Origin of the sequence: Streptomyces sp. NPDC052721 (assembly GCF_040678315.1) — a bacterium.
Taxonomy (GTDB): Bacteria; Actinomycetota; Actinomycetes; order Streptomycetales; family Streptomycetaceae; genus Streptomyces.
On the sequence record NZ_JBFATL010000007.1, the window covers coordinates 78,312 to 103,000 of the forward strand.

At 70.2% G+C, this 24,689-nt stretch carries 19 protein-coding genes; 11 read left to right on the forward strand and 8 right to left on the reverse strand.

The genetic code is table 11. From position 1 onward, the window contains the following. Positions 1–105: 105 nt before the first annotated feature. From AB0L21_RS09625 to AB0L21_RS09640, 4 genes are read right to left on the reverse strand one after another with little or no spacing between them, the layout of a single operon-like run. Positions 106–1,356, reverse strand: a complete 1,251-nt coding sequence (locus AB0L21_RS09625) for an alpha-L-fucosidase (protein ID WP_365701735.1) — start codon at positions 1,354–1,356, stop codon at positions 106–108. A gap of 3 nt (positions 1,357–1,359) precedes the next feature. Further along, a complete protein-coding gene (locus tag AB0L21_RS09630; RefSeq protein WP_365783169.1) occupies positions 1,360–4,404 on the reverse strand; it encodes a glycoside hydrolase family 38 C-terminal domain-containing protein in 3,045 nt (1,014 codons plus the stop codon). Positions 4,405–4,449: 45 nt separating this feature from the next. Continuing rightward, the gene (locus tag AB0L21_RS09635; protein ID WP_365783171.1) at positions 4,450–5,787 is read right to left on the reverse strand and encodes a 6-phospho-beta-glucosidase; all 1,338 of its coding nucleotides are present in this window, start codon (positions 5,785–5,787) and stop codon (positions 4,450–4,452) included. Then, positions 5,784–6,554, reverse strand: a complete 771-nt coding sequence (locus AB0L21_RS09640) for a DeoR/GlpR family DNA-binding transcription regulator (protein ID WP_365701988.1) — start codon at positions 6,552–6,554, stop codon at positions 5,784–5,786. The genes AB0L21_RS09635 and AB0L21_RS09640 overlap by 4 nt, the downstream gene beginning before the upstream one ends. A gap of 127 nt (positions 6,555–6,681) precedes the next feature. On the opposite strand from AB0L21_RS09640, the gene AB0L21_RS09645 reads away from it, so the two are divergent. The 9 genes from AB0L21_RS09645 to AB0L21_RS09685 all read left to right on the forward strand — a co-directional run bounded on the left by AB0L21_RS09645 (position 6,682) and on the right by AB0L21_RS09685 (position 19,291). Continuing rightward, positions 6,682–7,704: a carbohydrate kinase family protein gene (locus AB0L21_RS09645; RefSeq protein ID WP_365783173.1), complete on the forward strand. Its 1,023-nt coding sequence runs from the start codon at positions 6,682–6,684 to the stop codon at positions 7,702–7,704. 55 nt (positions 7,705–7,759) lie between these two features. Next, complete coding sequence (locus tag AB0L21_RS09650; RefSeq protein ID WP_365701743.1) at positions 7,760–9,046, forward strand: extracellular solute-binding protein; 1,287 nt, start codon at positions 7,760–7,762, stop codon at positions 9,044–9,046. Next, positions 9,046–10,002, forward strand: a complete 957-nt coding sequence (locus AB0L21_RS09655; protein ID WP_365783175.1) for a sugar ABC transporter permease — start codon at positions 9,046–9,048, stop codon at positions 10,000–10,002. The genes AB0L21_RS09650 and AB0L21_RS09655 overlap by 1 nt, the downstream gene beginning before the upstream one ends. A 14-nt stretch (positions 10,003–10,016) precedes the next feature. Beyond that, entirely contained in the window at positions 10,017–10,880 is an 864-nt protein-coding gene (locus tag AB0L21_RS09660; RefSeq protein ID WP_365783177.1) for a carbohydrate ABC transporter permease, read from the forward strand. Then, the gene (locus AB0L21_RS09665; RefSeq protein WP_365783179.1) at positions 10,877–13,804 is read left to right on the forward strand and encodes a glycoside hydrolase family 2 TIM barrel-domain containing protein; all 2,928 of its coding nucleotides are present in this window, start codon (positions 10,877–10,879) and stop codon (positions 13,802–13,804) included. The genes AB0L21_RS09660 and AB0L21_RS09665 overlap by 4 nt, the downstream gene beginning before the upstream one ends. Positions 13,805–13,917: 113 nt before the next feature. Continuing rightward, the gene (locus AB0L21_RS09670) at positions 13,918–14,487 is read left to right on the forward strand and encodes a hypothetical protein (RefSeq protein ID WP_365783181.1); all 570 of its coding nucleotides are present in this window, start codon (positions 13,918–13,920) and stop codon (positions 14,485–14,487) included. Next, a complete protein-coding gene (locus tag AB0L21_RS09675; protein ID WP_365783183.1) occupies positions 14,487–17,390 on the forward strand; it encodes a M48 family metalloprotease in 2,904 nt (967 codons plus the stop codon). Before AB0L21_RS09670 ends, AB0L21_RS09675 begins: the two co-directional genes overlap by 1 nt. A gap of 86 nt (positions 17,391–17,476) precedes the next feature. After that, on the forward strand, positions 17,477–18,028 hold the full coding sequence (locus AB0L21_RS09680; protein WP_365701755.1) for a hypothetical protein: 552 nt from the start codon (positions 17,477–17,479) through the stop codon (positions 18,026–18,028). Positions 18,029–18,205: 177 nt separating this feature from the next. Next, entirely contained in the window at positions 18,206–19,291 is a 1,086-nt protein-coding gene (locus AB0L21_RS09685; RefSeq protein ID WP_365783185.1) for a hypothetical protein, read from the forward strand. Between the two features lie 36 nt (positions 19,292–19,327). Here AB0L21_RS09685 and AB0L21_RS09690 read toward each other — a convergent pair whose 3' ends face one another. From AB0L21_RS09690 to AB0L21_RS09700, 3 genes are all read right to left on the reverse strand, one after another. After that, entirely contained in the window at positions 19,328–19,489 is a 162-nt protein-coding gene (locus tag AB0L21_RS09690; RefSeq protein WP_365701759.1) for a hypothetical protein, read from the reverse strand. A gap of 64 nt (positions 19,490–19,553) precedes the next feature. Then, positions 19,554–20,723, reverse strand: a complete 1,170-nt coding sequence (locus AB0L21_RS09695) for a PP2C family protein-serine/threonine phosphatase (RefSeq protein ID WP_365783187.1) — start codon at positions 20,721–20,723, stop codon at positions 19,554–19,556. Positions 20,724–21,370: 647 nt separating this feature from the next. After that, the gene (locus AB0L21_RS09700; protein ID WP_365783341.1) at positions 21,371–22,231 is read right to left on the reverse strand and encodes an MFS transporter; all 861 of its coding nucleotides are present in this window, start codon (positions 22,229–22,231) and stop codon (positions 21,371–21,373) included. Between AB0L21_RS09700 and AB0L21_RS09705 the strand changes: the two genes are divergently transcribed. Next, positions 22,203–22,424: a hypothetical protein gene (locus AB0L21_RS09705; protein WP_365783349.1), complete on the forward strand. Its 222-nt coding sequence runs from the start codon at positions 22,203–22,205 to the stop codon at positions 22,422–22,424. The two genes, AB0L21_RS09700 and AB0L21_RS09705, sit on opposite strands and share 29 nt — an antisense overlap. A 77-nt stretch (positions 22,425–22,501) precedes the next feature. Here AB0L21_RS09705 and AB0L21_RS09710 read toward each other — a convergent pair whose 3' ends face one another. Next, the gene (locus tag AB0L21_RS09710) at positions 22,502–22,888 is read right to left on the reverse strand and encodes a hypothetical protein (protein ID WP_365701763.1); all 387 of its coding nucleotides are present in this window, start codon (positions 22,886–22,888) and stop codon (positions 22,502–22,504) included. Positions 22,889–23,244: 356 nt separating this feature from the next. Here AB0L21_RS09710 and AB0L21_RS09715 point away from each other — a divergent pair, with 356 nt between their 5' ends. Continuing rightward, positions 23,245–24,678 carry a hypothetical protein gene (locus AB0L21_RS09715; RefSeq protein WP_365701765.1) on the forward strand — a complete coding sequence of 478 codons (1,434 nt, stop codon included), beginning with the start codon at positions 23,245–23,247 and terminating at the stop codon, positions 24,676–24,678. The last annotated feature ends 11 nt before the right edge of the window (positions 24,679–24,689 follow it).

A 24,689-nucleotide genomic window follows, 5' to 3' on the forward strand; every position in this document is an offset into this window, starting at 1 on the left:
TGCAGCAGTTGGAGGGCCTGGCGCCCGAGTGGCGCGGCCCTCCGACTTCCCACTAGCTCACGGCGGTCCCGTACGTCGTCCTCCGGAAGGCAGGCATCACCGGGGTCAGAACCGGCCGGCCCCTCGGTACAGCTCCAGTTCGCCGTCCAGTTCGACGGCGAGGACGGTGGCGTGCGGGTCGAGGTCGGACTCGGCCGGCGGGTCGATCCACAGCACCCCGACCGCCTCGTGGAGTCCGCCGATCACCCGGTGGCGTAGTTCGGTGCCGGTGCCGAGGACGGTGACCCTGTTGACCTTGGTGGCCAGGCCCCGGACGCCGATCTCGGCGCGCGGGGCGTCGAACACGGTGAGGTAGAGGGTGCGCCGGTCGGGAGAGAGGGTGCTGGGACCGTAGTGGTGCCCGGCCGGAAGGCCGCGCACGGTGCCGTACACCGCCTCCGCGTGTTTGCGGATCCACTCCCCCAGCCCTTCCAGGCGCTCGACCTGCGGCTGCGGGATGGTGCCGTCCTCCATGGGACCGACGTCGAGCAGCAGGTTGCCGCCGCCGCCGATGGTCTCGGTGAAGTAACGGATCAGCTGGGCGAGGGACTTGTGGTTGTGGTCGTGGTGCTGGTAGCCCCACGAGTCGTTGATCGTCAGGCACAGTTCCCAGGGGCCGGCCGGGGGCACGACGGGGGCGCCCTGTTCGGGGGTGGCGTAGTCGCCTTCGCTGAGCATGCGTGCGTTGAAGACGACGTGTGGGACGTACGAGCGGATGAGCGCGGCCAGTTCGGGGATGCGCCACTGCTCCTCGCTGCGGTCCCACTCGCCGTCGAACCACATCAGGTCCGGCCGGTAGCGGGAGGCCAGCTCTCGTATCTGGCCGTCCCGGTAGGCGATGAAACGCTCCCAGGCGTCCAGGTCCTCGTCCTCGGCGGCCACTTCGGAGTAGCGGTTGTCCTCCAGCTCCGGCGGGCGGCCCGGCTTGCGGGTGCTCGCGTAGTCGGGGTGGTTCCAGTCGGAGTGCGAGTAGTACAGGCCGACCTTCAGGCCTTTGTCGCGCAGGGCGTCGGCGTAGGGGCCGAGGTAGTCCTTGCCGAGGTTGAGGTCGCCGTACGCCGTGTCCCACAGGGCGACGCCGTCGTGGTGACGGCTGGTCAGGACGGCGTACCGGGCGCCGGCGCGGGCGAACAGGTCCGCCCACGCCTCGGGGTCGTAGTGGGCGCCGGTGAAGCGCTCCAGCTGGGACATGTACTGGTCGTGCGGCACGATGTCGTCGTAGAAGGACCAGGACTCCTGGACCCCGTCGACGGCGTAGATGCCCCAGTGCACGAAGATTCCCAACTTGGCGTCGGTGAACCAGGGTTGCATCGCCATGGGTCAGCTCCTGCGCAGGCGGAGGGTGAGGATCTGGAAGGGTCGCAGCTCGACGGGCACGGTGTCGCCGTCGGTGGCCGCGGCTTCCAGGGGGCGCTCGAGCAGGTCGGTGACCTGGGCGGCGGCGAGGGGGAAGCCGGTGCGCAGGACGCCCTGGGCGCGGCCGCCGCGGGACTCGTAGAGGCGGACGATGACATCGCCGGAGGAGTCGTCGGCGAGCTTGACCGCCTCGACGGTCACTCCTTCGCCGTCCACCGAGACGACGGGCTGCGGCTCGCCCGCCGCCTCGGCGACCCGCAGCGGCAGGTTGAGGGCGTAGCCCTCGGCGACCGCGTCCGCGATGCTCGCGCCGGGCAGGAGGGAGTAGGTGAAGCGGTGCCGGCCCTGGTCGGCCCCGGGGTCCGGGACGCGCGGGGCGCGGACCAGGGAGAGGCGGACGGTGGTGGTCGTACCGCCGTCCTCGCGGACCGTGCGGGAGACGTCGTGGCCGTACGTCGAGTCGTTGATGACGGCGACGCCGTAGCCGGGCTCCGCGATGTGCAGCCAGCGGTGGCCGGAGACCTCGAAACGGGCCGCCTCCCAGCTGGTGTTGGTGTGGGTGGGCCGTTGGACATGGCCGAACTGGATCTCGGCGGAGGAGTGCGGGGCGCGGATGTCCACCGGGAAGCCGGCCTTGAGGAACTTCTCGGCCTCGTGCCAGTCGATGTCCGTCTCGAAGTCGATCCGGGGGCTGCCGGCCCGGAGCGTGATCGTCTGGGTGATCTTCGAGCCGTTGCCGAACGAGCGGCTGACACGGATCGCGCCGAGGAGCGGGTCCTGCTCGACGACCGTGATCTCCGAGGGGTCCAGCAGGTCCGTGTAGCGATTCTTGTAGTGCTTGTCGACGTCCCAGGCGTCCCAGTAGTTCGGGAGGTCGGTGTGCAGGCGCAGGAGGTTGCCCTTGTCGGCGAGAACCTCGCGGTTCGCCCGCAGGTCGTACACCGAGGACAGGGTGCCGTCGTCCGCGATCCGTACGCGCACCAAGCCGTTGTCGATGACCCGCCCGTCGACCGTCACCGGCTGCGGAGTCTTGGCGCCGCCGGTCAGAGGCGCGCTGCCGCTCGCCGGGACCTCGACGTACACCGGCGCACCCGCGCCGTCGCGGACGACCTCGGCGCGGGCGTAGGGGCTGGTGTTGAAGACCCGGGCGGTGCCGGTGCCCAGCGCGGCGATCGCCTCGGCGGTCAGCGCCTCCAGTTCCTCGGCGACACGCGCGTATTCGGCCTCGGCCTCGCGGTGCACCCAGGCGATCGAGGAGCCCGGCAGGATGTCGTGGAACTGGTGGAGCAGGACGGTCTTCCAGAGCCGGTCGAGCTTCTCGTGCGGGTACCGGTAGCCGGGTGCGTGCAGGGCGGCCGTCGTGGCCCACAACTCGGCCTCGCGCAGCTTGTGTTCGCTGCGCCGGTTGCCCTGCTTGGTGCGAGCCTGGGAGGTGTAGGTGGCGCGGTGCAGCTCCAGGTAGAGTTCGCCGACCCAGACCGGCGCGTCCTCGTACTCGGCACGGGCCTTGGCGAAGAACGCATCCGGGTGCTCGACCTCGACCCGCGGGGAGCCCTCCAGGTTCTTCAGGCGCCGGGCGCGCTCCATGATCTCGCGGGTGGGCCCGCCACCGCCGTCGCCCCAGCCGAACGGGGCCAGCGACCGGGTCGCGGCGCCCTTCTCGGCGTAGTTGCGGACCGCGCGGGACATCTCCTCGCCGCTGAAGCAGGCGTTGTAGGTGTCGACCGGCGGGAAGTGGGTGAAGATGCGGGTGCCGTCGATGCCCTCCCACCAGAAGGTGTGGTGGGGGAACTTGTTGGTCTGGTTCCAGGAGATCTTCTGGGTGAGGAACCACTCGTTGCCGGCCAGCTTGGCGAGCTGCGGGTAGGCCGCGTTGTAGCCGAAGGAGTCGGGCAGCCAGACGCCCTTGGTCTCCACGCCGAAGTGCTCGATGAAGAACCGCTTGCCGTGCACGAACTGGCGGGCGACGGCCTCGCCGCCGGGCAGGTTGCCGTCGGCCTCCACCCACATGCCGCCGACCGGCGCCCACTGGCCCTTCTTGACCGACTCCTGGATGCGGGCCCACACGCGCGGGTAGTTGTCGCGCACCCACTCGTACTGCTGGGCCTGCGAGCAGGCGAAGACGAACTCCTCGTACTCGTCCGCCAGCGATGTCACGTTGGAGAAGGTCCGGGACGTCTTGCGCTTGGTCTCGCGGATCGGCCACAGCCAGGCCGAGTCGATGTGCGCGTGGCCCACGCCGGAGATGCGGTGGGCGCTCGCGTGCGCCGGCTTCGACAGCACCGGCTTCAGGGCCTCGCGGACGGCGGGCGCCGAGCCGGAGACGTCGTCCAGGTCGAGCAGGTCCATCGCGTGGTCGAGGGCGTGCGTGATCTCGTGCCGGCGCGGGTCGTGCTCGCCCAGCTCCAGCATCAGCTCTCGGAGCACCTGCAGGTCCAGGTCGAGGTGCCAGACCTCTTCGTCGAGGACGGCGATGTCGGCGCGCTTGAAGGTGTAGAGCGGCTCGTCGCCTGCCGTCAGGACGTCGCCGAGCGGGGTCGGGGCCGCGAAGTCGCCTGCGAGGATGTCGGGGTTGGAGGCGGCCTCGAGCAGGTAGTCGATGACCTCGCCGCCGGTCGCCGGGTTGGCGATCGGCACGTACTGGTTGAGCGGGTTGACCGCCTTCAGCGGGGTCCCGTCGGTGAGGTGGACCAGGGCCTCGGCCTGGTTGCCGGGCCAGTCGCCCACGAAGCCGAGGTCGATGACGGCCTCGACGCGGCGACCCGCGAACTCGGCGGGCACCCGGCCGTGCAGCCGGAACCAGGTGGTGCCCCAGGGCGGGCCCCACGGGGTGTTCATGGCGAACGGCTCGTACGGGGCGGTCGCGGCTTCCTCGAAGGGCACCGGCTCCCCGGGGGCCTGCCAGGCCGCCACCTCGAAGGGGACGGTGGCCGCGTGGATCGCGGGCTTGATGCGCTGGTTGTGGAGGCGCTCTACGCGCTCCTCGATCCGGCGGCGTTCGTCGTGCATGGAGGTCTCCAGAAGAGGGCTGGAAAGCGCTTGCTGAGCGGTCGGCTAGGTGAGGTAGGCCAGGCCGGGATGGACCGCGGTGTAGCCTTCGACCAGCCGGCGGGCGACGTTGACCGAGTCGACCAGCGGGTGCAGCGCGAACGCCTTCACGGCCGTCGCGCGGGAGCCGGACTCGGCGGCCGCCAGCACCTCGCGCTCGACGGCCTTCACCGCGCAGACGAGGCCGGTGGCGTGGTCGGGCAGCGGGTCGACGGCGACCGGATGGGCGCCGTTGGCGTCCACGAAGCAGGGCACCTCGATGACGGCCTCACCGTCGAGCACCGACAGGGTGCCGCGGTTGCGGACGTTGAGGATCAGGGTGGTGCGCTCGTCGCGGGCGATGGCGCGCATCAGGGCGAGGGCGACCTTCTCGTAGCCGCCGGAGAGGTCGTCGGCGTCGCGTTCGCCTGCGCCCGCGGTCTCGCGGTTCTCGGCCATGTAGGTCGCCTCGCGCTCGGCGCGGGTGCGGTTCCAGACGTCCAGGGCCTTCATGTCCGGGTCCCTGACCTGCTGGTAGAAGTGCGCCTGCTGGTCGCGCAGGAAGGCGCCGCGGGTCTTTTTGGCCTGCTGGTAGGCGCGGACGGCCTCGCGGTTGAAGTAGTAGTAGTGCAGGTATTCGTTGGGGATCGCGCCGAGGGACCGCAGCCAGTCGGTGCCGAAGAGCTTGCCCTCCTCGAAGGAGCCGAGCAGGCCGGGGTCGGCGAGCAGGCGTGGGAGTTCGTCCCGGCCCGCGACGCACAGGCCGCGCACCCAGCCGAGGTGGTTGAGGCCGACGTAGTCGATCCAGGCCTCCTGCGGGTCGGCACCGAGGACGCGGGCGATGCGGCGGCCGAGTCCGACCGGGGAGTCGCAGATGCCGATGACGCGGTCTCCGAGGTGGCGTGACATGGCCTCGGTGACCAGGCCGGCGGGGTTGGTGAAGTTGATGACCCAGGCGTCGGGGGCGAGGCGGGCCACCCGCTGGGCGATGTCGACGGCGACGGGGACCGTCCGCAGACCGTATGCGATACCGCCCGCGCCGACCGTCTCCTGGCCGAGGACGCCTTCGTCCAGCGCGACCCGCTCGTCGTTCGCGCGGCCCTCCAGGCCGCCGACGCGGATCGCGGAGAAGACGAAGTCGGCACCGCGCAGGGCCTCGTCCAGGGACGTGCTGACGGTTACGGTCGGGGCGTCGTCCACGGTCGACGCCTGTTCAGCCAGCACACGGGCGACCGCCTGCAGTCGGCTGTCGTCGAGGTCGTGCAGAACGACCTCGGTCACCCGCCCTTCGCCGCGGTCCGTCAGCAGTGCCCCGTACACCAGCGGCACCCGGAATCCGCCGCCGCCCAGGATCGTCAGTTTCACGTCCGTACCTTTCCTGCTCCTGTCATGACCACCTCGACGCCGGCCTCCTCCAGGGAGGACCGGGTCGCCGGGTCGACCGGAGCGTTGGTCACCACCATGTCCAGGTGCTCGGGACCGCATACCTTCGCCATGCCCGTACCCGGGAACTTGGCCGCATCGGCGAGCAGCACGACCTTGTCGCTCGCGTTGATCATGGCCCGCTTGACCGGCACCTCCACGACCGTCGTGTCCATCACCTGTCCGCCCGGACGGACCCCGCTGGTGCCCAGGAACAGCCAGTCGGCGTGCAGCTGGCGCAGGTTGTCCTCGGTGAGGAAGCCGACCAGGGACCGGTACTCGCGCCGGACCATGCCGCCGAGCAGCACCAGTTCGATGCCCTCGTCGTCGGCGAGTTCCTCATAGACCACCAGGTTGCTGGTGATGACCGTGAGGCGGCGGCCGTGCAAGTGGCGGGCCAGCCGGTAGGCGGTGGTGCCGATGTCGAGCAGCACCGACTGGCCGTCGGCGACCATGGCCGCGGCACGCTCCGCTATGGCGTCCTTCTCGGCCACGCGCACCCCGGCGACCTCGGCGAAGGGCTGGTCGCCCTCCTCCACGACCGCGCCGCCGTGCACCCGCGTGAGCAGCCCGTCCTCCTCCAGCTTGACCAGGTCGCGCCGGATCGTGGCGGGGCTCACGCCGAGCTGCTCGGAGAGATCGGTCACGGCGGCGGGACCACCCGAGCGCAGGGCCCGCAGGATCAGTTGATGTCGTCGTTCTGCCAGCACACCGTGAACACTACTCTTCATCTTCAATCAAATCCATGCTCACTTCTGCTCGACTATTGACCAATCTCGACGGGCAGCGCACGATTCCGGTCATCGAAATTGACGAGTTCTGACGAGAGGGTGGCGTGTGGACGACGACAGGCCCGATGTGCTGCTGACCGGGCTGCTCTTCTACGACCTCGTCCTCACGGGGCTCGCGAAGCCGCCGACCCCGGGCGAGGAGATCTGGACGGCCGGCATGGGCTGCGGCCCCGGCGGCATCGCGAACCTCGCGGTGGCCGCGTCCCGGTTCGGTCTGCGCACCTCGCTGGCCACGGTCTTCGGCGACGACTTCTACGGCGCGCACTGCCGGGACGTCCTGCGCGACCAGGAGGACGTCGACCTCTCGCTCTCCCGCATCGCGGACGGCTGGCCGACCCCGGTCACCGTCGCCCTCGCACACGGCGGCGACCGCGCCCTGGTCACCCACGGCCAGGAGCCGCCGTACTCGCAGGACGCGCTGATGGGCGACCCGCCGCAGGCGCGCACGGCCCTGGTGCACCTCGAGGCCGAGCCCCGCGAGTGGATCGCCAAGGCGGCCGCGAACGGCACCCACATCTACGCGGACGTCGGCTGGGACCCCACCCAGCGGTGGTCCCGCGACCTCCTCGACCAGCTCGCGCTGTGCCACGCCTTCCTCCCCAACGAGCACGAGGCCATGGCCTACACCCGTACCGACACCGCGGCCGCCGCGCTGCGCGCCCTCGCGGAGCTGGTTCCGGTGGCGGTGGTGACGCGCGGCGGTCAGGGTGCGGTGGCCGTCGACCAGACGACCGGCGAGTACGCGGAGGTACCGGCCCTCGACGTGGACGTCCTCGACGCGACGGGCGCCGGGGACGTCTTCGGGGCGAGCTTCGTCGCCGCCTCGCTGGGCGGCTGGCCGCTGGCGGAACGGCTGCGGTTCGCCGTCCTCGCCGCCGGGCTGTCCGTCCAGCACCACGGGGGCGCACTCGCCGCCCCCGGCTGGTACGGCGTCGACCGCTGGTGGCGCTGCTCGCCGGCCGACCCCGACCTGAGGCGCGCCTACGGCTTCCTCGCGGACCGGCTGCCGGCCGACCCCGGACCACCGGTGCGGTACGCGCCCGTCACTCCCCCCGCACGGCAGCACTGACCCCACCCCCACGCTCATGCGAAGTCACGAAAAGATCCGAAAGGCGGTGGGAGCTGTGCGGCTCTCACGTAGAGGCCTGCTGCGCGCGGGCCTGGCCGGTACGGCCGCCACGGCGCTCGGCGGCCTGGCGTCCGGCTGTGCCGTTCCGACCGGTTCCACCGGCCGGAACATGGTCCTGTGGTACTGGGACGGCGGGCTCAGCGACACAGTCCTCCAGAAGGCGAAGGCCCGCTACGACGCGAACGTCGATCTGCAGGCCATCAAGATCGGCGGCTACTACCGGCCGAAACTGCTCACCACCATGACCGGCCGGGCCCACATCCCCGACATCGCGGGCCTCAAGGGCGAGGACATGGCGTCCTACCTGCCCAACGCCGACCAGTTCGTCGATTTGAGGACCTTGGGCGCCGACAAGTACAAGAGCCAGTACCTGTCCTGGAAGTGGGAGCAGGGTCTCGCCGACGACGGCACGATGGTCGGGTTTCCGATCGACTGCGGGCCGGTCGCGCACTTCTACCAGTACACCGTCTTCCAGAAGGCGGGGCTGCCCTACGAACCCGACGACGTCTCCCAGCAGCTGAACACCTGGGAGAAGTTCTTCGCGGCCGGCGAGCAACTGAGGAAGAGGATCCCGGGGGCCTGTCTGCTCACCGACATCACGTCCGTCTTCACCAACGTGGTGCAGCAGGGCAGCAAGCGGTACGTGGACAAGGACCGGCACTTCATCGGCGACCAGGCACATGTGCGCGACGCCTGGGCGCTGGCCGTGGAGGCCAAGCAGCGGAAGATCGTGTCCGACCTGGTCACCGGCACACCGGACCAGCTGTCGGCCGTGCAGGACGGCAAGCTGCCCAGCCAGCTCGGCGCCTCCTGGGCGACGTACGACCTCAAGAGCGGGGTGCCGAAGACCAAGGGCAAGTGGCGCGTGGCGCAGATGCCGGTCCGGCCCTCCAACAGCGGCGGATCGTTCCTGTCGATCACCAAGGCGTGCCGGGAGCCCGAGCAGGCGTTCCAGGTCATCACCTGGATCCTGAACGCCGCCAACCAGGCCCAGGGGTACGTCGACGCGGGTCTGTTCCCCTCCACCCCCGCCACGTACGGCATGGGCCAACTGCGGGAGCCGGACCCCTTCTTCGGCGGTCAGGTCACCACCGACGTCTTCGGCCCCGCCGCGCAGAAGATCGTGGTCGCCTACAACAGCCCGTACGACGTGGCGCTCTCGCAGCCCATCCTCGACGAGATCAAGAACGTCGGCGTCCTCGGCAAGGACCCGAAGAAGGCCTGGAGTGACGCCATGAGCAAGTGCCGCCGGATCGCCAAGCACCTGGGGGTGAGCTACTGATGGCCACCACACTCGAAAAGCCCACGCGGACCGTGGAAAGCCTCCCGACCGGCCGCCCCCGCAGGGGTCTGCGCACGTACTGGCACCTCTACGCCGCGATCTCCCCCTTCTACCTCCTCTTCCTCTGCTTCGGCCTGATCCCCGTCGGCTTCTCGCTCTACGTCTCCCTGCACCGCTGGGACGGCCTCGGCTCGATGGAGTGGGCGGGTCTGTCGCAGTACCAGTACCTGCTGAGCGACAGCGACTTCTGGCAGTCGGTCGGAAACACCATCGTCATCTGGGCGCTGGCCACCTTCCCCATGATCTTCCTGGCGATGGTGACGGCCGTGATGCTCAACTCGGCGGTCCGCTTCAAGAACGTCTACCGCTTCGCCTACTTCCTGCCGAACGTCACCTCGGTGGTGGCCATCGCGATCGTCTTCGGCTCGGTCTTCTCGACCAACTTCGGCCTGGTGAACGCCCTCTTGCAGGCGGTCGGCCTCGATCAGGTGGCGTGGCTGAACACGCCGTGGGGCATCAAGATCGCCATCGCCACGCTGATGACCTGGCAGTGGACCGGCTACAACGCGATCATCTTCCTGGCCGGCCTCCAGACCGTCCCGAGCGAGCTGTACGAGGCGGCCCGCATGGACGGCGCCGGTCCCGTGCAGACCTTCTTCCGGATCACGCTGCCGATGCTGCGGCCGGTGCTGCTGTTCGTGCTCGTCGTATCCACGGTCACCGGCCTGCAGAGCTTCTCCGAACCGCAGGTGCTGCTGCAGAACACCGCCAACGAGTCGACGTTCTCCGGTGGTCCCGGCCACGCGGGCCGCACGATGGTCCTCTACTTCTTCCAGCAGACCTTCGACAACAACGACTTCGGCTACGGAGCCGCCGTGGCGTGGGGCGTCTTCCTCGTCGTCATCCTCTTCTCGATCATCAACTGGCGCCTGGTGCAGCGTCGGGGCGAAGACTAGGAAGGCCGATCACCATGGCATCCATTCAAGGAACCCGCAGGCCCAAGCGCATACAGGGAACCCTCACCCGGGGCATCGCGCTGCACGCCGTACTCATCGTCGGTCTGCTGCTGTCGGCCTTCCCGTTCTACTGGGCCGTCATCATGTCGACGCACGCGTCGTCGGAGATCTTCGCCTATCCGCCGAAGCTGCTGCCGGGCTCGCACTTCCTGCAGAACGTCCGCAACCTCTTCCACAGCGTCGCCTTCTTCGGTTCGATGTGGAACTCGCTGCTGGTGGCGGGCTCGGTGACCTTCCTGGTCCTCTTCTTCGACTCGCTGGCGGCCTTCGTCTTCGCCAAGTTCGAGTTCCCCGGGAAGAACGTGCTGTTCGCGGTGCTGATGGTCATCTTCATGGTGCCGGCGCAGCTGTCCGCCATCCCGCAGTTCGTGATCATGGCGAAGCTGGGCTGGATCGGCACGATGACCTCGCTGATCGTGCCCGCCGCGGCCAACGCGTTCGGCATCTTCTGGATGCGCCAGTACATGAAGGGCGCCATCCACGACGAGCTGCTCGACGCCTCCCGCATCGACGGCGCCAACTTCCTGCGCCAGTACTGGCACGTGGCCCTGCCGGTGGTCCGGCCCGGCCTGGCCTTCCTCGGCATCTTCACCTTCATGGGCCAGTGGAACGACTACGCCTGGCCCCTGATCGCCCTCACCGACCCCCGCAACGTCACTCTCCAGGTGGCCCTGTCCCAGCTCAACGGCACGCACGGCACCACCGACTACGGAGTAGTCGTGACCGGCGCACTCCTCGCCCTCATCCCCCTGCTGATCGTCTTCGCGATCGGCGCCAAGCAGATCATCGGCGACCTCGGCAAGGGAGCCATCCGTTGACGGACCCGCTTCTGGCACTCCGCCCCTGGCAGGCACCCGAGGTGACCTCCTGGGGGCGGCTGCCCATGAACGCCGTCGACCGGCGCTCCGGCGCCCTCTCCCTGGACGGCGACTGGCGCTTCCAGCTGCTGCCGACGCCGGAGGCGACGGTCCACGGCACATGGTCGACGGCACGCGTTCCGGGCGCGTGGACGATGCAGGACACCGACGACCTGCCGCAGTACACGAATGTCCGTATGCCGTACGCGGAATTCCCTCCACAGTCGCCCGCGGCCAATCCCACCGGTGTGTACGAACGACACGTGGACGTCCCCGCCGACTGGGCCGGCCGCCGGATCGTCCTGCAGGTCGGGGCCGCCGAGAGCGTGCTGCTGGTGCACGTCGACGGACGGCCCGTCGGGATCTCCAAGGACTCCCACCTGGCCGCCGAGTTCGACCTGACCGACGTCGTACGCCCCGGTGAGCCGTCGGTCGTACGGCTGACGGTGGTCAAGTGGTCCGACGCCACGCACATCGAGGACCAGGACCAGTGGTGGCACGGCGGGATCACCCGTTCCGTGCTGCTGTACACGACCGACCCCCTGCACCTCGCGGACGTGACCGTACGGGCACGCCAGGACGGCGACCTGCGCGTGGACTGCCTGGTGCGCAACGCGGCGGGCGACCGGACGCTGCCCGTGGGCTGGTACGTCACCGGTGATCTGGACGGGGACCTCCTCGCCCAGGACACCGAGTTCGACCGGCTCAACGCCGAGGACGAGCGGGTCTCCGACTTCCTGGGCGAGGCCCGTATCCACGCCGTCGTGCCCGAGGTGCGCACCTGGAACGCGGAGCAGCCCGAGCTGTACGGACTGACCGTACGGCTGCACCGCTCGGACGGCACGGTCGCCGACTCCTCGTACCAGCGCATCGGCTTCCGGGACGTCGACATCGTCGGCCGGGACCTGCTGGTCAACGGCGAGCGGGTCTTCATCCGCGGCGTCAACCGGCACGACTTCCATCCACTGACGGGGCGGACGGTGTCGTACGACGACATGCGCGCGGACCTGGTGCTGCTGAAGCGGTTCGGCTTCAACGCGATCCGCACGTCGCACTACCCCAACGACCCGTCGCTGTACGACCTCGCCGACGAGCTGGGCTTCTACGTCGTCGACGAGGCCGACATCGAGTCCCACGACCACGCCCACGAGATCGCCGACGACCCGCGCTACCTGAACGCCTTCGTGGATCGCGTCGCGCGCATGGTGCTGCGCGACAGGAACCACCCCTCGATCATCGTCTGGTCGCTGGGCAACGAATCCGACTACGGCGCCAACCACGACGCGGCGGCGGGCTGGGTGCGCCGGCACGATCCCACCCGGCCGATCCAGTACGAGGGCGCCGCCAAGCGCGGCTGGGCCGACCCGGACGTGGCATCCGACATCGCCTGCCCCATGTACGCGCCGCTGGAGGACTGCCTGGCACACGCGCTGTCCGGGCAGCAGACCAAGCCCCTCATCCAGTGCGAGTACTCGCACGCGATGGGCAACAGCAACGGCACGCTGGCCGACCACTGGGCCGCCATCGAGTCCACTCCGGGCCTCCAGGGCGGGTTCATCTGGGAGTTCTGGGACCACGGAATTCTCCAGCGCCTGAGCGACGGCAGGCCGGCCGGGCGCGCCGGCGCCGGACTGTACGACAACGGTGTCGCCGCACCCGGCCACCGCTGGGCGTACGGCGGTGACTTCGGCGAGACCCTGCACGACGGGGCGTTCGTCGCGGACGGGATCGTCTTCCCCGACCGCACCCCCAAGCCCGCGATGTACGAGCACCGGGAGATCGCGGCGCCGGTCCGCATCCGAACCCTCAGGCACGAGGGCATCGTCCTCGCCAACCATCAGCACTTCCGCGGCCTGGACTGGCTGACCGGCACCTGGGAGCTGGCGCTGGCCGACGGCCGTACCCTGACCGGCCCGGCCGAACTGCCCGATCTGCGGCCGGGTGAGACCGCGACCGTATCGCTGCCGTTCGCGGTGCCGGCCGACGGCGGCGAGGCGTGGCTGACGCTGCGCGTGACGACGGCCGAGGACCAGGCGTGGGCACCGGCCGGTACGGAGGTGTGCGCGCCCCAGATCCGGTTGCGGGCGGCGGACGCGCCGAAGCAGCCGGTCGTGGCCGGGCCGCCCGTCGAAGTGGACGCCGAGGGCCTGCTGCGCCACCCGCTGCTGACCACCGCTCCGACGCTGTCGCTGTGGCGGGCGCCCACCGACAACGACGAGCTGGGCGGGATGGCGATGCGCTGGCGCGCCTGGGGCCTGGACCAGATGGTGCGCAAGGTCGTCTCCGTACACCGGGACGGCGAACGGGTGACCGTGGAGTCCGCATACGCCTGCACCCTCGGAGTGGTGCGGCACCGGCAGGAATTCACGCCTGTCGAAGGCGGCGTCCGGGTCGACGAGTCGGCCGAGCTGCCCGAGGAGTTCCACGACGTCGCCCGGATCGGCTCGGTCTTCGAGACGGTGGCCGGGCTCGGTCTGCTGGAGTGGTTCGGACAGGGTCCCTGGGAGTCGTATCCGGACCGGGCCGCCGGGGCACCGGTCGGCCACCACGCACTGCCCGTCGACGACCTGTTCACCCCGTACCTGCGCCCCCAGGAAAGCGGCGGCCGGCACGGCGTACGGCGGTTCACGCTGTCGTCGCCCGACGCCACCGGACTCGCGGTCGAGCTGGACGAGCCCCGCCAGGTCTCCGTCACCCGCTACCGCGCCGAGGACCTCACCGCCGCCGCGCACCACGACGAACTCACACCGCGGACCGGCTGTGTGGTCCACATCGACGCCGCACACCGGGGCCTCGGTACGGCCTCCTGCGGCCCCGACACCTTCCCCACCTACCTCGTCACACCGGGGGTGCACCGCTGGAGCTGGACCCTGCGGATCGTATGAGTCCCTTGGCGGGGCGACGCTGCCGGGTCTTGCCCCGTGGGGTCCCGTTCGGTCAGGGTGATAGCCGGTGCGGTGGCCGATCTGGGCGCACCGGAACTGATCGCGGGGGTGTCATGGGTTTCCAAGCAGCTCGGTCCGGCGGCCGGACGGTCGCGGCGGACGGGACGCGAGTACGCGACGTGGTCCGTGACGTGGTGGTCGAGGTGGCCCCGGAGGAACTGCCGCTGGTGGCGGGGTTGGCCGGGTTCGACGACGGCACGGCCGTACGGCGGCTGGGCGGCCGGGGCCGGCGGCGCGACACTCTGGGCTTCGGCCTCGGCGAAGTCGCCGCGCTGGTGACTCCGGTGGTGTGGCTGGCGCTGGACCAGGCCGCTCAGCGGATCGTGGGTACCGCGGTGGACAGCGGGGTCAGCAGGGCGGCATCCGCGCTGCGCAAGCTCTTCCGCAGGCCGGCCGAAGCCGTGACGGTTCCGCCGCTGACCCGTGAACAGCTGGCCCAGGTACGGGAGTCGGTACTGAAGACCGCCGCGCAGCGCGGCCTGGAAGAGGAGCGCGCGTCGACGATCGCCGACGCGGTGGTGGCCAGGCTGGCGCTGGCCGGGCAGCCGGAGGATTCCGGGCCGGAGGTGACCGGTTCGGACAGCCCGTCCCATCCGGCCGGTGCGGGCGACGGCGAGGCGTGATGGCCGGCTTACCCGCGGATGCCGCTTCCGAGGCGGGGGAACGGCCCGCCTCGGCCCCGCTCGACGAGCGGGTCCTCGCGGCGGGTACGACACTGCGTTTCGTACTGCTCCTGCTGCTGTTGGCGGCAGCCGGTGCGAGCATGGTCCCCGGGACCGTCTGGCATCTGCTCGCGTCGTCGGAAACGGCCGACAAGGAGGCGGCTTGCTGGCTGGCGGCAGGTATCGATCCTGGTGTGTCCATGAACGCGAGCTACGTCCAGTACACCCGGAACGCGTCCGCGCTGGAGGAGTGCACGGCGCAGTACAGCCAGGACTTCACCGGGGTGTCGCTCGGCGTGGGAGCGGTGGCGATCGCTACGGCCGTCGCGGTGTACTGGCTTCTGCCGGTGTGGAGGACACGGCGCTCCAAAATCTTTCCTCTGGACGCGATGGACGTGCACGGCGGGCTGCGACCGCTGCTCGACGAACTGGTGGGCATCGCCGGACTCACCCGCCCGCCCCGTTTCGTCGTCGACCCGGCCGCGCACACGGCCGGCGCCGTCGCGTTCGGCCGCTGGCGCAGGCCCACGGTCTGCCTGGACGTCGGCCTGGTCGTCACGAGCGACACGCATCGCGACCGGTTCCGCGCCGTGGTGCTGCACGAGCTCGCGCACCTGCGCAACAGGGACATCGGTGTCACCTACTTCACCATCGCCCTGGGGCGGGTGTTCCTCGTACTGGTCCTGCTTCCCTGGGCGGCGGCGGGCCTGGACATCCTCTTCTTCACCGGCACCCCGGACGACCGGGGCCAGTTCGCCCCGTTCAACACGCACGACCGGGTCCTCGGCGGCCTGATCGTAGTGGCGGTCTACCTCACGCGCGCGGGGATCCTGCGCAACCGTGAGATCTACGCCGACCTGATGGCGACGCGCTGGGGCGCGAGCCGGGAGCCCTGGGAGGTCCCCGCCCCGCATCGCTCCGGGGTGTGGCCGAGACTGTTCACCAGGTTCGTCGAGCTCTGGCACACGCACCCGTCATGGGCACTGCGCCAAAGGTCGCTGACCGACCCGAAGGCGCTGTTCGCGCTGGAGGCACTGCCCCTGTTTCTCACCGGCCTCGCGGCCGACATCCTCGTCTGGCACCTCGAGCGTCTGCCGTACAGCGTCCTTCCGGCCAAAGCGGTGCTCGTCGCGGGACTGGTCGTGGGCATCGGCGGCGTCGCACTGTGGCGTGCCGTGCTGTACGCCCTCCTCACCGGACGGCCGACCCCGTCGGGATGGCCCGTCGGCCTGTGGCTCGGCTCCGGCATCGTGATGGGCGAGTTGACCGGTCCCCGAGCTGCGGGGAACCACTGGCTGCCGGCGCATCCGGAGGCACTTCTGGTCCTCGTGGCCGCGCTGGTACTGGTGATGACGTGGACCGCGCAGAACGCCGAGTGGTGGCTCAGGTCCTGGCACGGGCGCTCGCTGCGCCCGGCCATGCTCGTCGGCCTGGCGGCACCCTCGCTCGCGCTCGCCTCCGTGCTGTACTGGTGGTGGTTCTTGGGCGAGGTCCTGACCGACGGGTGGCCGTTCACGACGGCCGGACTCCTGGGCTCGTACGGTATGCCCGGGCTGCCACCCGCGCACATCGGCCCGCTGCTGGAAGTCGTTGCGGTGGTGAGCGTCCTTCCCGGCACCGACGCCTCCGCCAAGAGCCTGTGGTGGGCAGGGGTGCTGCTCTGGATGCTCCCGCTGCTCGCGCTGGCGACCCGCCCGCCGACCCGCCGCCCGAAGTGGCTCACCGGAGCGCTGCCGGAGACGGTCGCGCCGCTCGCCCCGAACCCGTCCGGGCCGGGCCGGCTCCTGGCCGCCGGACTGGCTGGCGGGCTCGTCTGCTGGGCCGGGCTGGCCGTGGCGCTGGCCCACATGCACACGCCGGATCCGGCGGCCGTGCGCATGACGGGCCCGTTCCAGCTCGTGCACCTGATGTGGCCCGTCCTCGTGATCTGCGGTGCGATGGCTCTGACGGCCGCCGTCGTCGCTGCGGTGACGGACTCGGCATGGCTGCTGGCCGGGATGGTCACGGCGGGTATCACCGCACTGTTGGGTGCGGGCGGCACCTACCTCCTGATGAGGACGGACGGCTGCCTCGGGCCGCTCAACACCATGACCAACATGTGCAGATGGTGGCCGAACGTGGTGGCATGGCCCCTGGTGAGGATCGAACTGGCCTACGCACTGGCCCTGGGAACGTGGGTAGCGGGTCTGGCCGCCTTCGCAGGCCGTGGCGCCGGGTTGCTCGTGCGACGGCCCGGACGAACCGCGCAGCACCCGACAGCGCGGTCCACCGCAGAACGGCCGCTTCACCAGGTGTGGCAGCGCGGTGCCCGCGTGGCGGCCGTCGCGGTCGTCGCGGCCGGGGTCGCCACCTCGGTACTCACCGTCCAGGCAGTCGGCCCAGCCGCTCGGTCCTCCCGGCCGCCGGAACTGATGCTGGATCAGTCCACGTCGGCTCCCTCGGCGTCGATGGTGCGGCTCCAGGGCAAGGCGTGGGCAGCGGTCGGGGGCCTGGACCACATCAACGCGCTCTCCGCGGCGGAGCGTGCCTACACCACCGCGTTCGAGGCTGTGGTGAACTCCACCTCCGACGCGGAGTTCACCACGGCGATGGGCAAGTTGGACAGCACCTGCGGTGGGCTGGCCCGGGCGACGAAGCGAGCCGACGCGTACTTCACCGTGCCCGACCCGACCGGACAACAGATGTGGTCACGCGTGTTGACCCGCTACCAGCAGTTCGCCACCGCGTGCCGGAACCTCACCTCACAGCCGAGCTCCGCGACCGCCCAGGCCGCTACGGCCGCGCACCAGGACGCCGTCGACTCGGCGGACGCGATGATCTATTGGCTCGCCGAAACGGGTGCGATCCGACGCAAACCTACGTGAAGGCCCCGTGAACGTTCTGCGATCGACCGCCGAGTTGCACGGCAGACGAGTGGCAGCCCTGTGATGACCGCCGCTACTGTCACGCCATGGGGAACGCCAAAGTGAATATCGCTCGGGGGCCTTGGCGACGATTAAGGGGAGTCGCCGGACCAGTCGCCGTCGTCATGCTGGGCGGAGCGCTCGCGCTGACCGCATGCGGCAGCCACAAAAGCGACAGCGCCAAGGACAAGAAGCCGGCCGAGCACCACACCGTCGTGCTGGAGGCCACCTCCGATTACGGCAGACCGATAGCGATCAACTACTTCGGTATGGCTTCCGGGCCGGAAGGCATGACCACGATCGGCGAGAAGGGCAAGGGGCATCTGTCGGCGGCGTCGCCGTGGAAGGTCACTCTCACCGTGCATGGCAAGGACCCGTGGATTCAGTTGTCGGCCAACGGGACCGGCTGCATCGGACGGGCGACCGGGGGTGACTCCTGTGAGACCGGGGCCATTCCCGACCGCGCGGACATCGCGGGGAAAGGCACCACCACCTGCCGCATCACCATCGACGGCAAGGTCGTGGTGGAGAAGTCGTACACGTATCCCACGATCATTCCCGTCACCTGCCTCACCCCGCGCAGCGGGACATCGGAGTGAGGGAAAATGACTGATGACACCGCTCGGTCCGTCCCGCCGGAGAACCCGCCACCTCCTGCCGCAGGCGAGGAGAACGACGGCCCGGGGAACACTGGCAAGCAGCCACCCGTACGGCAGCGCTCGCGCCGGCGTGCGGCGCTCATCGCGCTGGTCGCCCTCCTCATCGTCGCCGCCGCCGTGCTCGTGTGGATCATCAAACCCGGCGATACCAGCCCGGAAGACTCCAAGTCATCCATACGTGACGAACTGACCCGCTCCGCGGCCCTGCTCCGCGGTGCACCGGCCCTCCACTACACGGGCACCATCAAGGTCAAGGAGCAGGGCAACGCCCGACTGGACCTGGTCGTGGACAACCCCGGCGACGCACTCGGCACGTTGGCCATGGCGGACGGTCCCGCACTCGACTACGTGGCCGTCGACGGCAAGTCGTTCCTGCGGGGAAAGACAGAGGCCTGGCAGTCGATCGGCATGGACAAGAAGTCCAAGGTGCTCGCGGAACACCCGCGACTGGTGGCACCGGGTGTGTTCTTCGGCAAAGACCTCGCCACAGCTCTGGCGCCTCCGGCGCTGGCGAAAACCCTGCTGCTCGAACACACCCCCGACGAGAAGATCACCGTCGGAGATCCCGTCACCGTGGGCGATCACACCTGCACCCCCCTCCACGCCGACGGCATGACCATATGCCTGGGCAAGAGGTCGCAGGGTGGTGCACGGTTCGTCGACCGCGTCAGCTTTCCCGGCGGAACGCTCGTGATCGACATCAAGGCGATGTCACGGAAAGCGATCAACGAGTTCTCCGGTGACTTCCAGTCGAAGTTGACCATGACGCGCGAAGCGGTCAACGACCAGATCGACGTGACCACCCAGATCCTGCGCGACTACAAGGGCGACTGTGCCCCGACAGCCTGTACCTTCACCGCTCGGGTGACCGTCACGTACCTCGGCTCCTCCACGGCTCCCGAAGCGTCCAAGGCCGTCCAGGTGAACTACGCGTGGGTCATCGACCGGGACGGAACGCCGGTGACTGTCGGCCCGGACTGCTCGGGCACCGTACTGATCAAGCCGGGCCAGTCGACCAACATGGCGTGCACCGCCACGGGTCCCTCGGTTCCCGCCAATGGGCCGAACAGTGGCGCCTACCACGGTGAGATCCACACATCCGACGTCGCCCTCACCCAAGCGGAGTACAAGCGCCTGGTGCGCCTGGCGGCAGACCACAGCAAAAAGGTCACGGCCCTCCCCGACCTGCCACCGCCCCGCTGACCGTGCCCGCCGCGGCGCCGATGTTGAGGGGGTCTGTCAATCGAACGGTGCAACAAGGGAGGCTGACGGTTGCTGACGGGCTGCGGAAAGCCGGCCGTCGAAGGTGATGCCGAAGGCGTTCAGGGCGGTCTTCCAGCAGCTGGCCCAGCGAAGGGACAGCGGGCGGACGGCGGACGACGGACGGCGGATCATGGTCATCAGGTCACTGTCCGTACCGCGGGCTCCTCTGGGCTGGCGTGACCGCCGCCCGCAGGTGACGAGGTCATCTCCGGGGACCGTGCCAGTCAAGGATGAGCACGGTGGCGTCGTCCTTGAGGTTGCCCTGGCAGGCGTCCGATACCGCGGTCGTCAGGGTGCGGACGGCCTCCCTGGGATGCGAGGCGCGGGTGTCGCGCACCAGAGAGGCCAGGTCGGCGGCTGCGGCACCGCGTTCCTGCATGCCGTCAGTGAGCAGGATCAGGCGGTCGCCGGGGCACAACCGGAGTTCCTGGAGTCGGTAGGAAGTGGGCGCGGCCACGCCGAACGGCAGGTTGACGGCGAGTTTGACCTCCTCGACATCGGCAGCGCCCTTGCGTAGGCGCAAAGGCCAGGGATGCCCCGCGTTGACCAGTTCGCAGGCGCCCGTTTCGAGGCGGATACACAGCAGTTGGCCCGTGGCCAACCCGCGATTGTGGGTCAGCAGGGCCTCGTGGGCACGATGGGCCTGCTGGAGCGCGTCGCAGCCACTGCGGCGGGCGCCGCGCAGGGCGCCCATGAGCAACGTGGCCAGCAGGGCGGAGTCCGTGTCGTGGCCCATGGCATCGGTGATGGACAGGTGGAGGGTGTCGCGATCGAGGGTGTAGTCGTAGGTGTCGCCGCCGATGTCGTCGGCCGGGACCAGTCCGGCGGCGAGGGTGAACTGCGGGGCCTCGCAGCAAGACGCCGAGGGAAGCAGCTGGTGCTGGATCTCGGCGGCGAGGCTGGTCCGGGTGGTGCGCCGGCCCGTCTGGTACAGATCGGTGAAGCGACGGTCCGTGACGATGACGTAAGCCAGAGCGTGGGCCGCGTCGCCGACCTGTGCGAGCACGTTGCCGTCGGCGTACGGCAGCGTCACCTCCAGCACACCGATGCAGTCGCCGCGATTGGTCACCGGCGAGATCACGCGCTGCCGGCCCTGGCCGTCCGGCTCCACATGCTGGCGTTGGCTGCGCAGGACCGTGTCGTACACGCTCCCTTGCAAGTCGATCCGCGTAGCACGGTCCGGCGCGCCGCCCTCGGCGGACGCGGTCAGGCGCAGCAGCCGCTGCCCCAGGAGATCGGCGAACAGGAACGACACACGCTCGGCCCCGAAGCGCTTGCGCAAGTCGTCCGCGATCACGCCGACGGACTCCCCGGGTGGCGCGGCCTCCGCGGCGGCCAGAAGCTCACCCAGCTCCAGGTCTCCACTACCCACGACAACCTCCCATCCGATGTCGGACTTGTTCCCCCGGTTCCGCCGAGTGCACCCGTGCGTCCATCACACCGTCCCGGCGGCTTCCCACCCGGCCGGGAGAGACCGGGCTCAGGAGGTGCCGTGCGTCTGCCGGTTCGGCATCCGGGCGGGCAACGCCGGTGGGAGGAGAGAAACTGTCACCCGATCGAGGGCAGAGGGGACGTCCGTGGAGTCGGGCGGCGGTTCCGGGGCAGTCGGGGGCATAGGCGCGCGATCAGACACGAGCGCGTGCGTTCGGCAGGGGAAGGCCGTAGGGCCGGGCAGGGCATGAGGGGACGGGTGTCGCGTGGAGTGTTCGGACAGGACTGGACACGGGCCGCAGCCGACGGCCGCCGACGGCGACGTGTCGCCGCCGACCGTGAGGTCGGCAGAGATCTCGGCAACTGACCTTCTTCTGCACTGCCGCCTACCGGCGTGACATGCTCGGCCGCAAGGACCCGTGAGCGCTGGGGCGGCCCGCGAACGCAGTGCGGGCGGAGATCCGGGACGCCATCGACCCGCGCATCGCAACCGCGCTCAGTACCGGGAATACGACCTGGGACGAGAGGGTGCTGCTCTTCCCGGGGCGTTCCGGTTGCGGCGTGGAGACTTACCACACCTCCCCTCACCTATCCGTTCGACGGCGGCACCCCCCGGTTGTCCGGCGCGACCGGACTCCCCCGGGGGGACCCGGCCGCACCGACCGTCCTCCCGGTCCGGGGGCCCTGACGGGGTGTGGCCCGCCGCGGCGCCGGCAAGGGGCGAGACGGCATTGGTGCCGCTGGTCGGCGACGCCCTCGCCGACCTTCCCTCCGGCGACTGACCCGAACCGCCCGTGCAGGAACTCGTGGTCCCGCTCCTGCGGCAGGGACTCGGCGCGTCGCTGCATCTCTCCCCTCCGGCGCCGCTCCCGGTGTGGCGGGCAGCGCGTGAGCGTCACTGACCACGGACGTCGGTCGGCCGGCAGCGGGGCGACGTAGCTGTAGGCGGCCATGATGCCGGCCTGGGTGAGCGCGATGGCCAGGTAGACCAGCCACAAGCGGGGATGCTTGAGCGCGGCCGTCTCGGCGCGTAGGGAGGTGTCGCCGCGGGTGGTGTCGGCGGGCAGCCGGCAGGCCACCACGCCCGGCGGCCACCACGGCGAGAGCGGCGAGCATCCAGAAGGGGGCCTGCCAGCCGGACAGCTGGCCGGCCGCCGTACCGAGCGGGACACCGACGATGTCGGCGAGGGTGATGCCGCCGACCATCACGCCCATGGCGCGGGTGCTGGCGGCCGGTCCCGCGGCAGCGGTCGCCACCACCGCGCCCACGGCCCAGAAGGTGCCGTTGCCGAGCGCGGCGGCGAACCGGCCGATGAGCGCGAGGGTCAGGTTCGAGCTGAGCGCGCCGACGACGTGACCCGCGGCGAAGACCAGCAGCGCGGCGACCAGGGCCGAACGACGCGGCAGGCGCTGGGTCGCCATGGACATCACGGGCGCGCCGATCATCATGCCCACGGCGAAGGACTACCACGTCGACGTGGCGGGCGGATTCCCGGCCGCGCAGTACGTCCACGACTGCGTGGATGCGGACGGCATCGTGCTGCCCACGAAGCGCCGGGCATACCGCCGCGACGCCCACGGCTGTCCCATCCTGGAGCAGGTCATGGTCTCGATCGACCTCAGCGACGTCTACTTCAGCTGACACCAAGAGAACACTTGCCCGGTGAAGTGACGCGGACCGGCGAGCCACGGGACGTCCTGGCACGGGCTGGCTGGAAGTCAGTGCCCGCGGAAAGGACACCGGCGCACGGCTCGGAGTACGGCCCTGCGCAGCGACTTGGCCACGTGCAGGAAGGGGTGTGGCGGGGGCTGCCAGGGGGGCGGCCTCTCCGGTAGCAGCGGGACCCGCGGCATGAGGTAGCGAGCCCGGTCGACCTCCATCTCGCACAGGACCACCCCGCCCATCTCTCCCAGTCTGATGATCAGGGGGCGCGGCGGGTCTCCTGGGAATTCGGCGCGCAGCACGGTGGTACCCGCCTTCGGTACCGTTCCCCGGCCGACGACCTTCCCGTCGACCAGCACCTCGACCGGGCCGGAGGCACGTGCCGGCTGGACTGTGACGGAGTGGCCGTCCTGGTCGAGGTGGAAGCGGCTGCCCACACCCATGCGTCCAGCGTAGGGCCGTACGAGGGGCACGGCACGGTGCTGACAGAGGAGGCTGCCCTCCCGATGGGCCGGCCCGGCGCCGGCCGGCCTGACGGGCGCCGTACGCGGGTCAGGCTCGCACCGTCACCCGTCCGGCCGTCAGGTCATTCGCCCGGTCCCGTGGCAGTACGCACCGGCCATGGGCCGTGGACAACCGCCTGTTCGGCCGCCACGGCCCACCGACCGGAGGGACCCACCCGCCTTGTTCGAATTGACGCCGGGCTGCCGCGGCCTCGTACTGAACACGACGGGCTCTTGGCGAAAGTTTCCCCGTCAACTTCCATCATCTGCAACCTCTCCCCTCTCAGGGAGCCACCATGACGGTGCAGCAACAGACAGCGACCATCCCGACGGTGCTGGTCTACGAGGACGACCCCGGTTTTCCTCCCCGGGTCAACATGCCCGTACCGCACCCCGTTCCCCAACTCGACACGCAGCCCTTCCCGACGGCCATCGCGGACGCCGCGCCGCAACCGGACGGTGCCGGGCCGGGCACCGAGGCGTTCCGCTACTGGGTGGCGGCCGATGCCCTCAGCCGGGCCGCCCAGACCTGGGGGCCGCTGGTTCCCTCCGGAACCCAGTGGCACCCGACGGTCGGCCGCGCCCTCACCGCGCACCTCAACGCGGGAGTCGACCTCAACGCCTTCTACGACCGCAAGGGCCTGTTCTTCTTCCGCAGCACGGTGGCAGGGGTCACCGTCGCCGCCTGCGAGAGTCCCGAGGTCGTCGCGCACGAGACGGGGCACGCGATCCTCGACGCCCTGCGCCCCCAGCTGTTCAACGCCGCGAGCGCGGAGACAGCCGCCCTGCACGAAGCCTTCGGCGACATCAGCGCACTGCTGACCTCACTCCGACTGGAACCGCTGCGGATCGCGGTACTGGCCGAGACACAGAGCGACCTGGAGCTGTCCTCGCGGGTGTCGAGGATGGCCGAGCAACTGGGCGCCGCGATCCGGCAGGGCCACCCGAACGCGGTCGACCCGGACTGCCTGCGCAACATGGCGAACAACTTCTTCTACCGCGACCCGGTCCATCTGCCGCCCAGCGGGCCCGCGAACACGCTGTCCAGCGAGCCGCACTCGTTCTCCCGAGTGTTCAGCGGCGCGTTCCTGAAGATCGTCGCCGGGACCTTCCGCCAGCAGGACCTGCAGGACCAGGCCGGCCTGGCCAGGGCGGCCGAGATCGCGGGACAGCTGCTGGTGGACGCCGTCGTGGCCGCGCCCGTGGTGTCCGCGTACTACGCGCAGGTCGCGGGTCACATGATCGCGGCGGACCAGCGCCGCAACGGCGGCAAATACGGCCCGACCCTGCGTTCGGCGTTCGTCCGCCACGGCATCCTCTCCCTGGAGGCCGCCACGGCCATCACCGAGCCGGAGGTGGCTCGCCGAGGCGCCGGCATGGCGGAGGCGACGCCGGGCGGCAGTGAGGAGGAGGGTCTGACGGCCGTCACGGTCCACGGGGCGATGTACGGCATCACCCAGCCCCTCACCCTGTCCGCCCCCGCGCAGGAACGACGCTTCGGCATCGCCAGCTCCGACCCCGCGGGCGGCTCGGTGCGGCCCGCCGACCCCGAGCAGGTCGCCACCTCGTACCTAGAGGACCTCTTCCGGCGAGGCCGCGTCGACGTGCCCGAGGAGCACCGGACCGCGGCGGCGATCGTCGACGACAGCCCCTCCCGGCTGAAGACCCACGAGATCACCCGGAGCACGACCGGTGAGGGTCTGGCCCTGGTCCGGCGGTGCTTCGACTGAGTGCTCGGCCG

Coding starts and splice junctions, on each gene's coding strand:
- AB0L21_RS09690 (WP_365701759.1), bottom strand. CDS start 19,489: ATGACCATGATCCGCCGTCCGTCGTCCGCCGTCCGCCCGCTGTCCCTT.
- AB0L21_RS09705 (WP_365783349.1), top strand. CDS start 22,203: ATGGACATCACGGGCGCGCCGATCATCATGCCCACGGCGAAGGACTAC.
- AB0L21_RS09670 (WP_365783181.1), top strand. CDS start 13,918: ATGGGTTTCCAAGCAGCTCGGTCCGGCGGCCGGACGGTCGCGGCGGAC.
- AB0L21_RS09630 (WP_365783169.1), bottom strand. CDS start 4,404: ATGCACGACGAACGCCGCCGGATCGAGGAGCGCGTAGAGCGCCTCCAC.
- AB0L21_RS09710 (WP_365701763.1), bottom strand. CDS start 22,888: ATGGGTGTGGGCAGCCGCTTCCACCTCGACCAGGACGGCCACTCCGTC.
- AB0L21_RS09660 (WP_365783177.1), top strand. CDS start 10,017: ATGGCATCCATTCAAGGAACCCGCAGGCCCAAGCGCATACAGGGAACC.
- AB0L21_RS09625 (WP_365701735.1), bottom strand. CDS start 1,356: ATGGCGATGCAACCCTGGTTCACCGACGCCAAGTTGGGAATCTTCGTG.
- AB0L21_RS09675 (WP_365783183.1), top strand. CDS start 14,487: ATGGCCGGCTTACCCGCGGATGCCGCTTCCGAGGCGGGGGAACGGCCC.
- AB0L21_RS09700 (WP_365783341.1), bottom strand. CDS start 22,231: ATGATGATCGGCGCGCCCGTGATGTCCATGGCGACCCAGCGCCTGCCG.
- AB0L21_RS09715 (WP_365701765.1), top strand. CDS start 23,245: ATGACGGTGCAGCAACAGACAGCGACCATCCCGACGGTGCTGGTCTAC.
- AB0L21_RS09655 (WP_365783175.1), top strand. CDS start 9,046: ATGGCCACCACACTCGAAAAGCCCACGCGGACCGTGGAAAGCCTCCCG.
- AB0L21_RS09680 (WP_365701755.1), top strand. CDS start 17,477: ATGGGGAACGCCAAAGTGAATATCGCTCGGGGGCCTTGGCGACGATTA.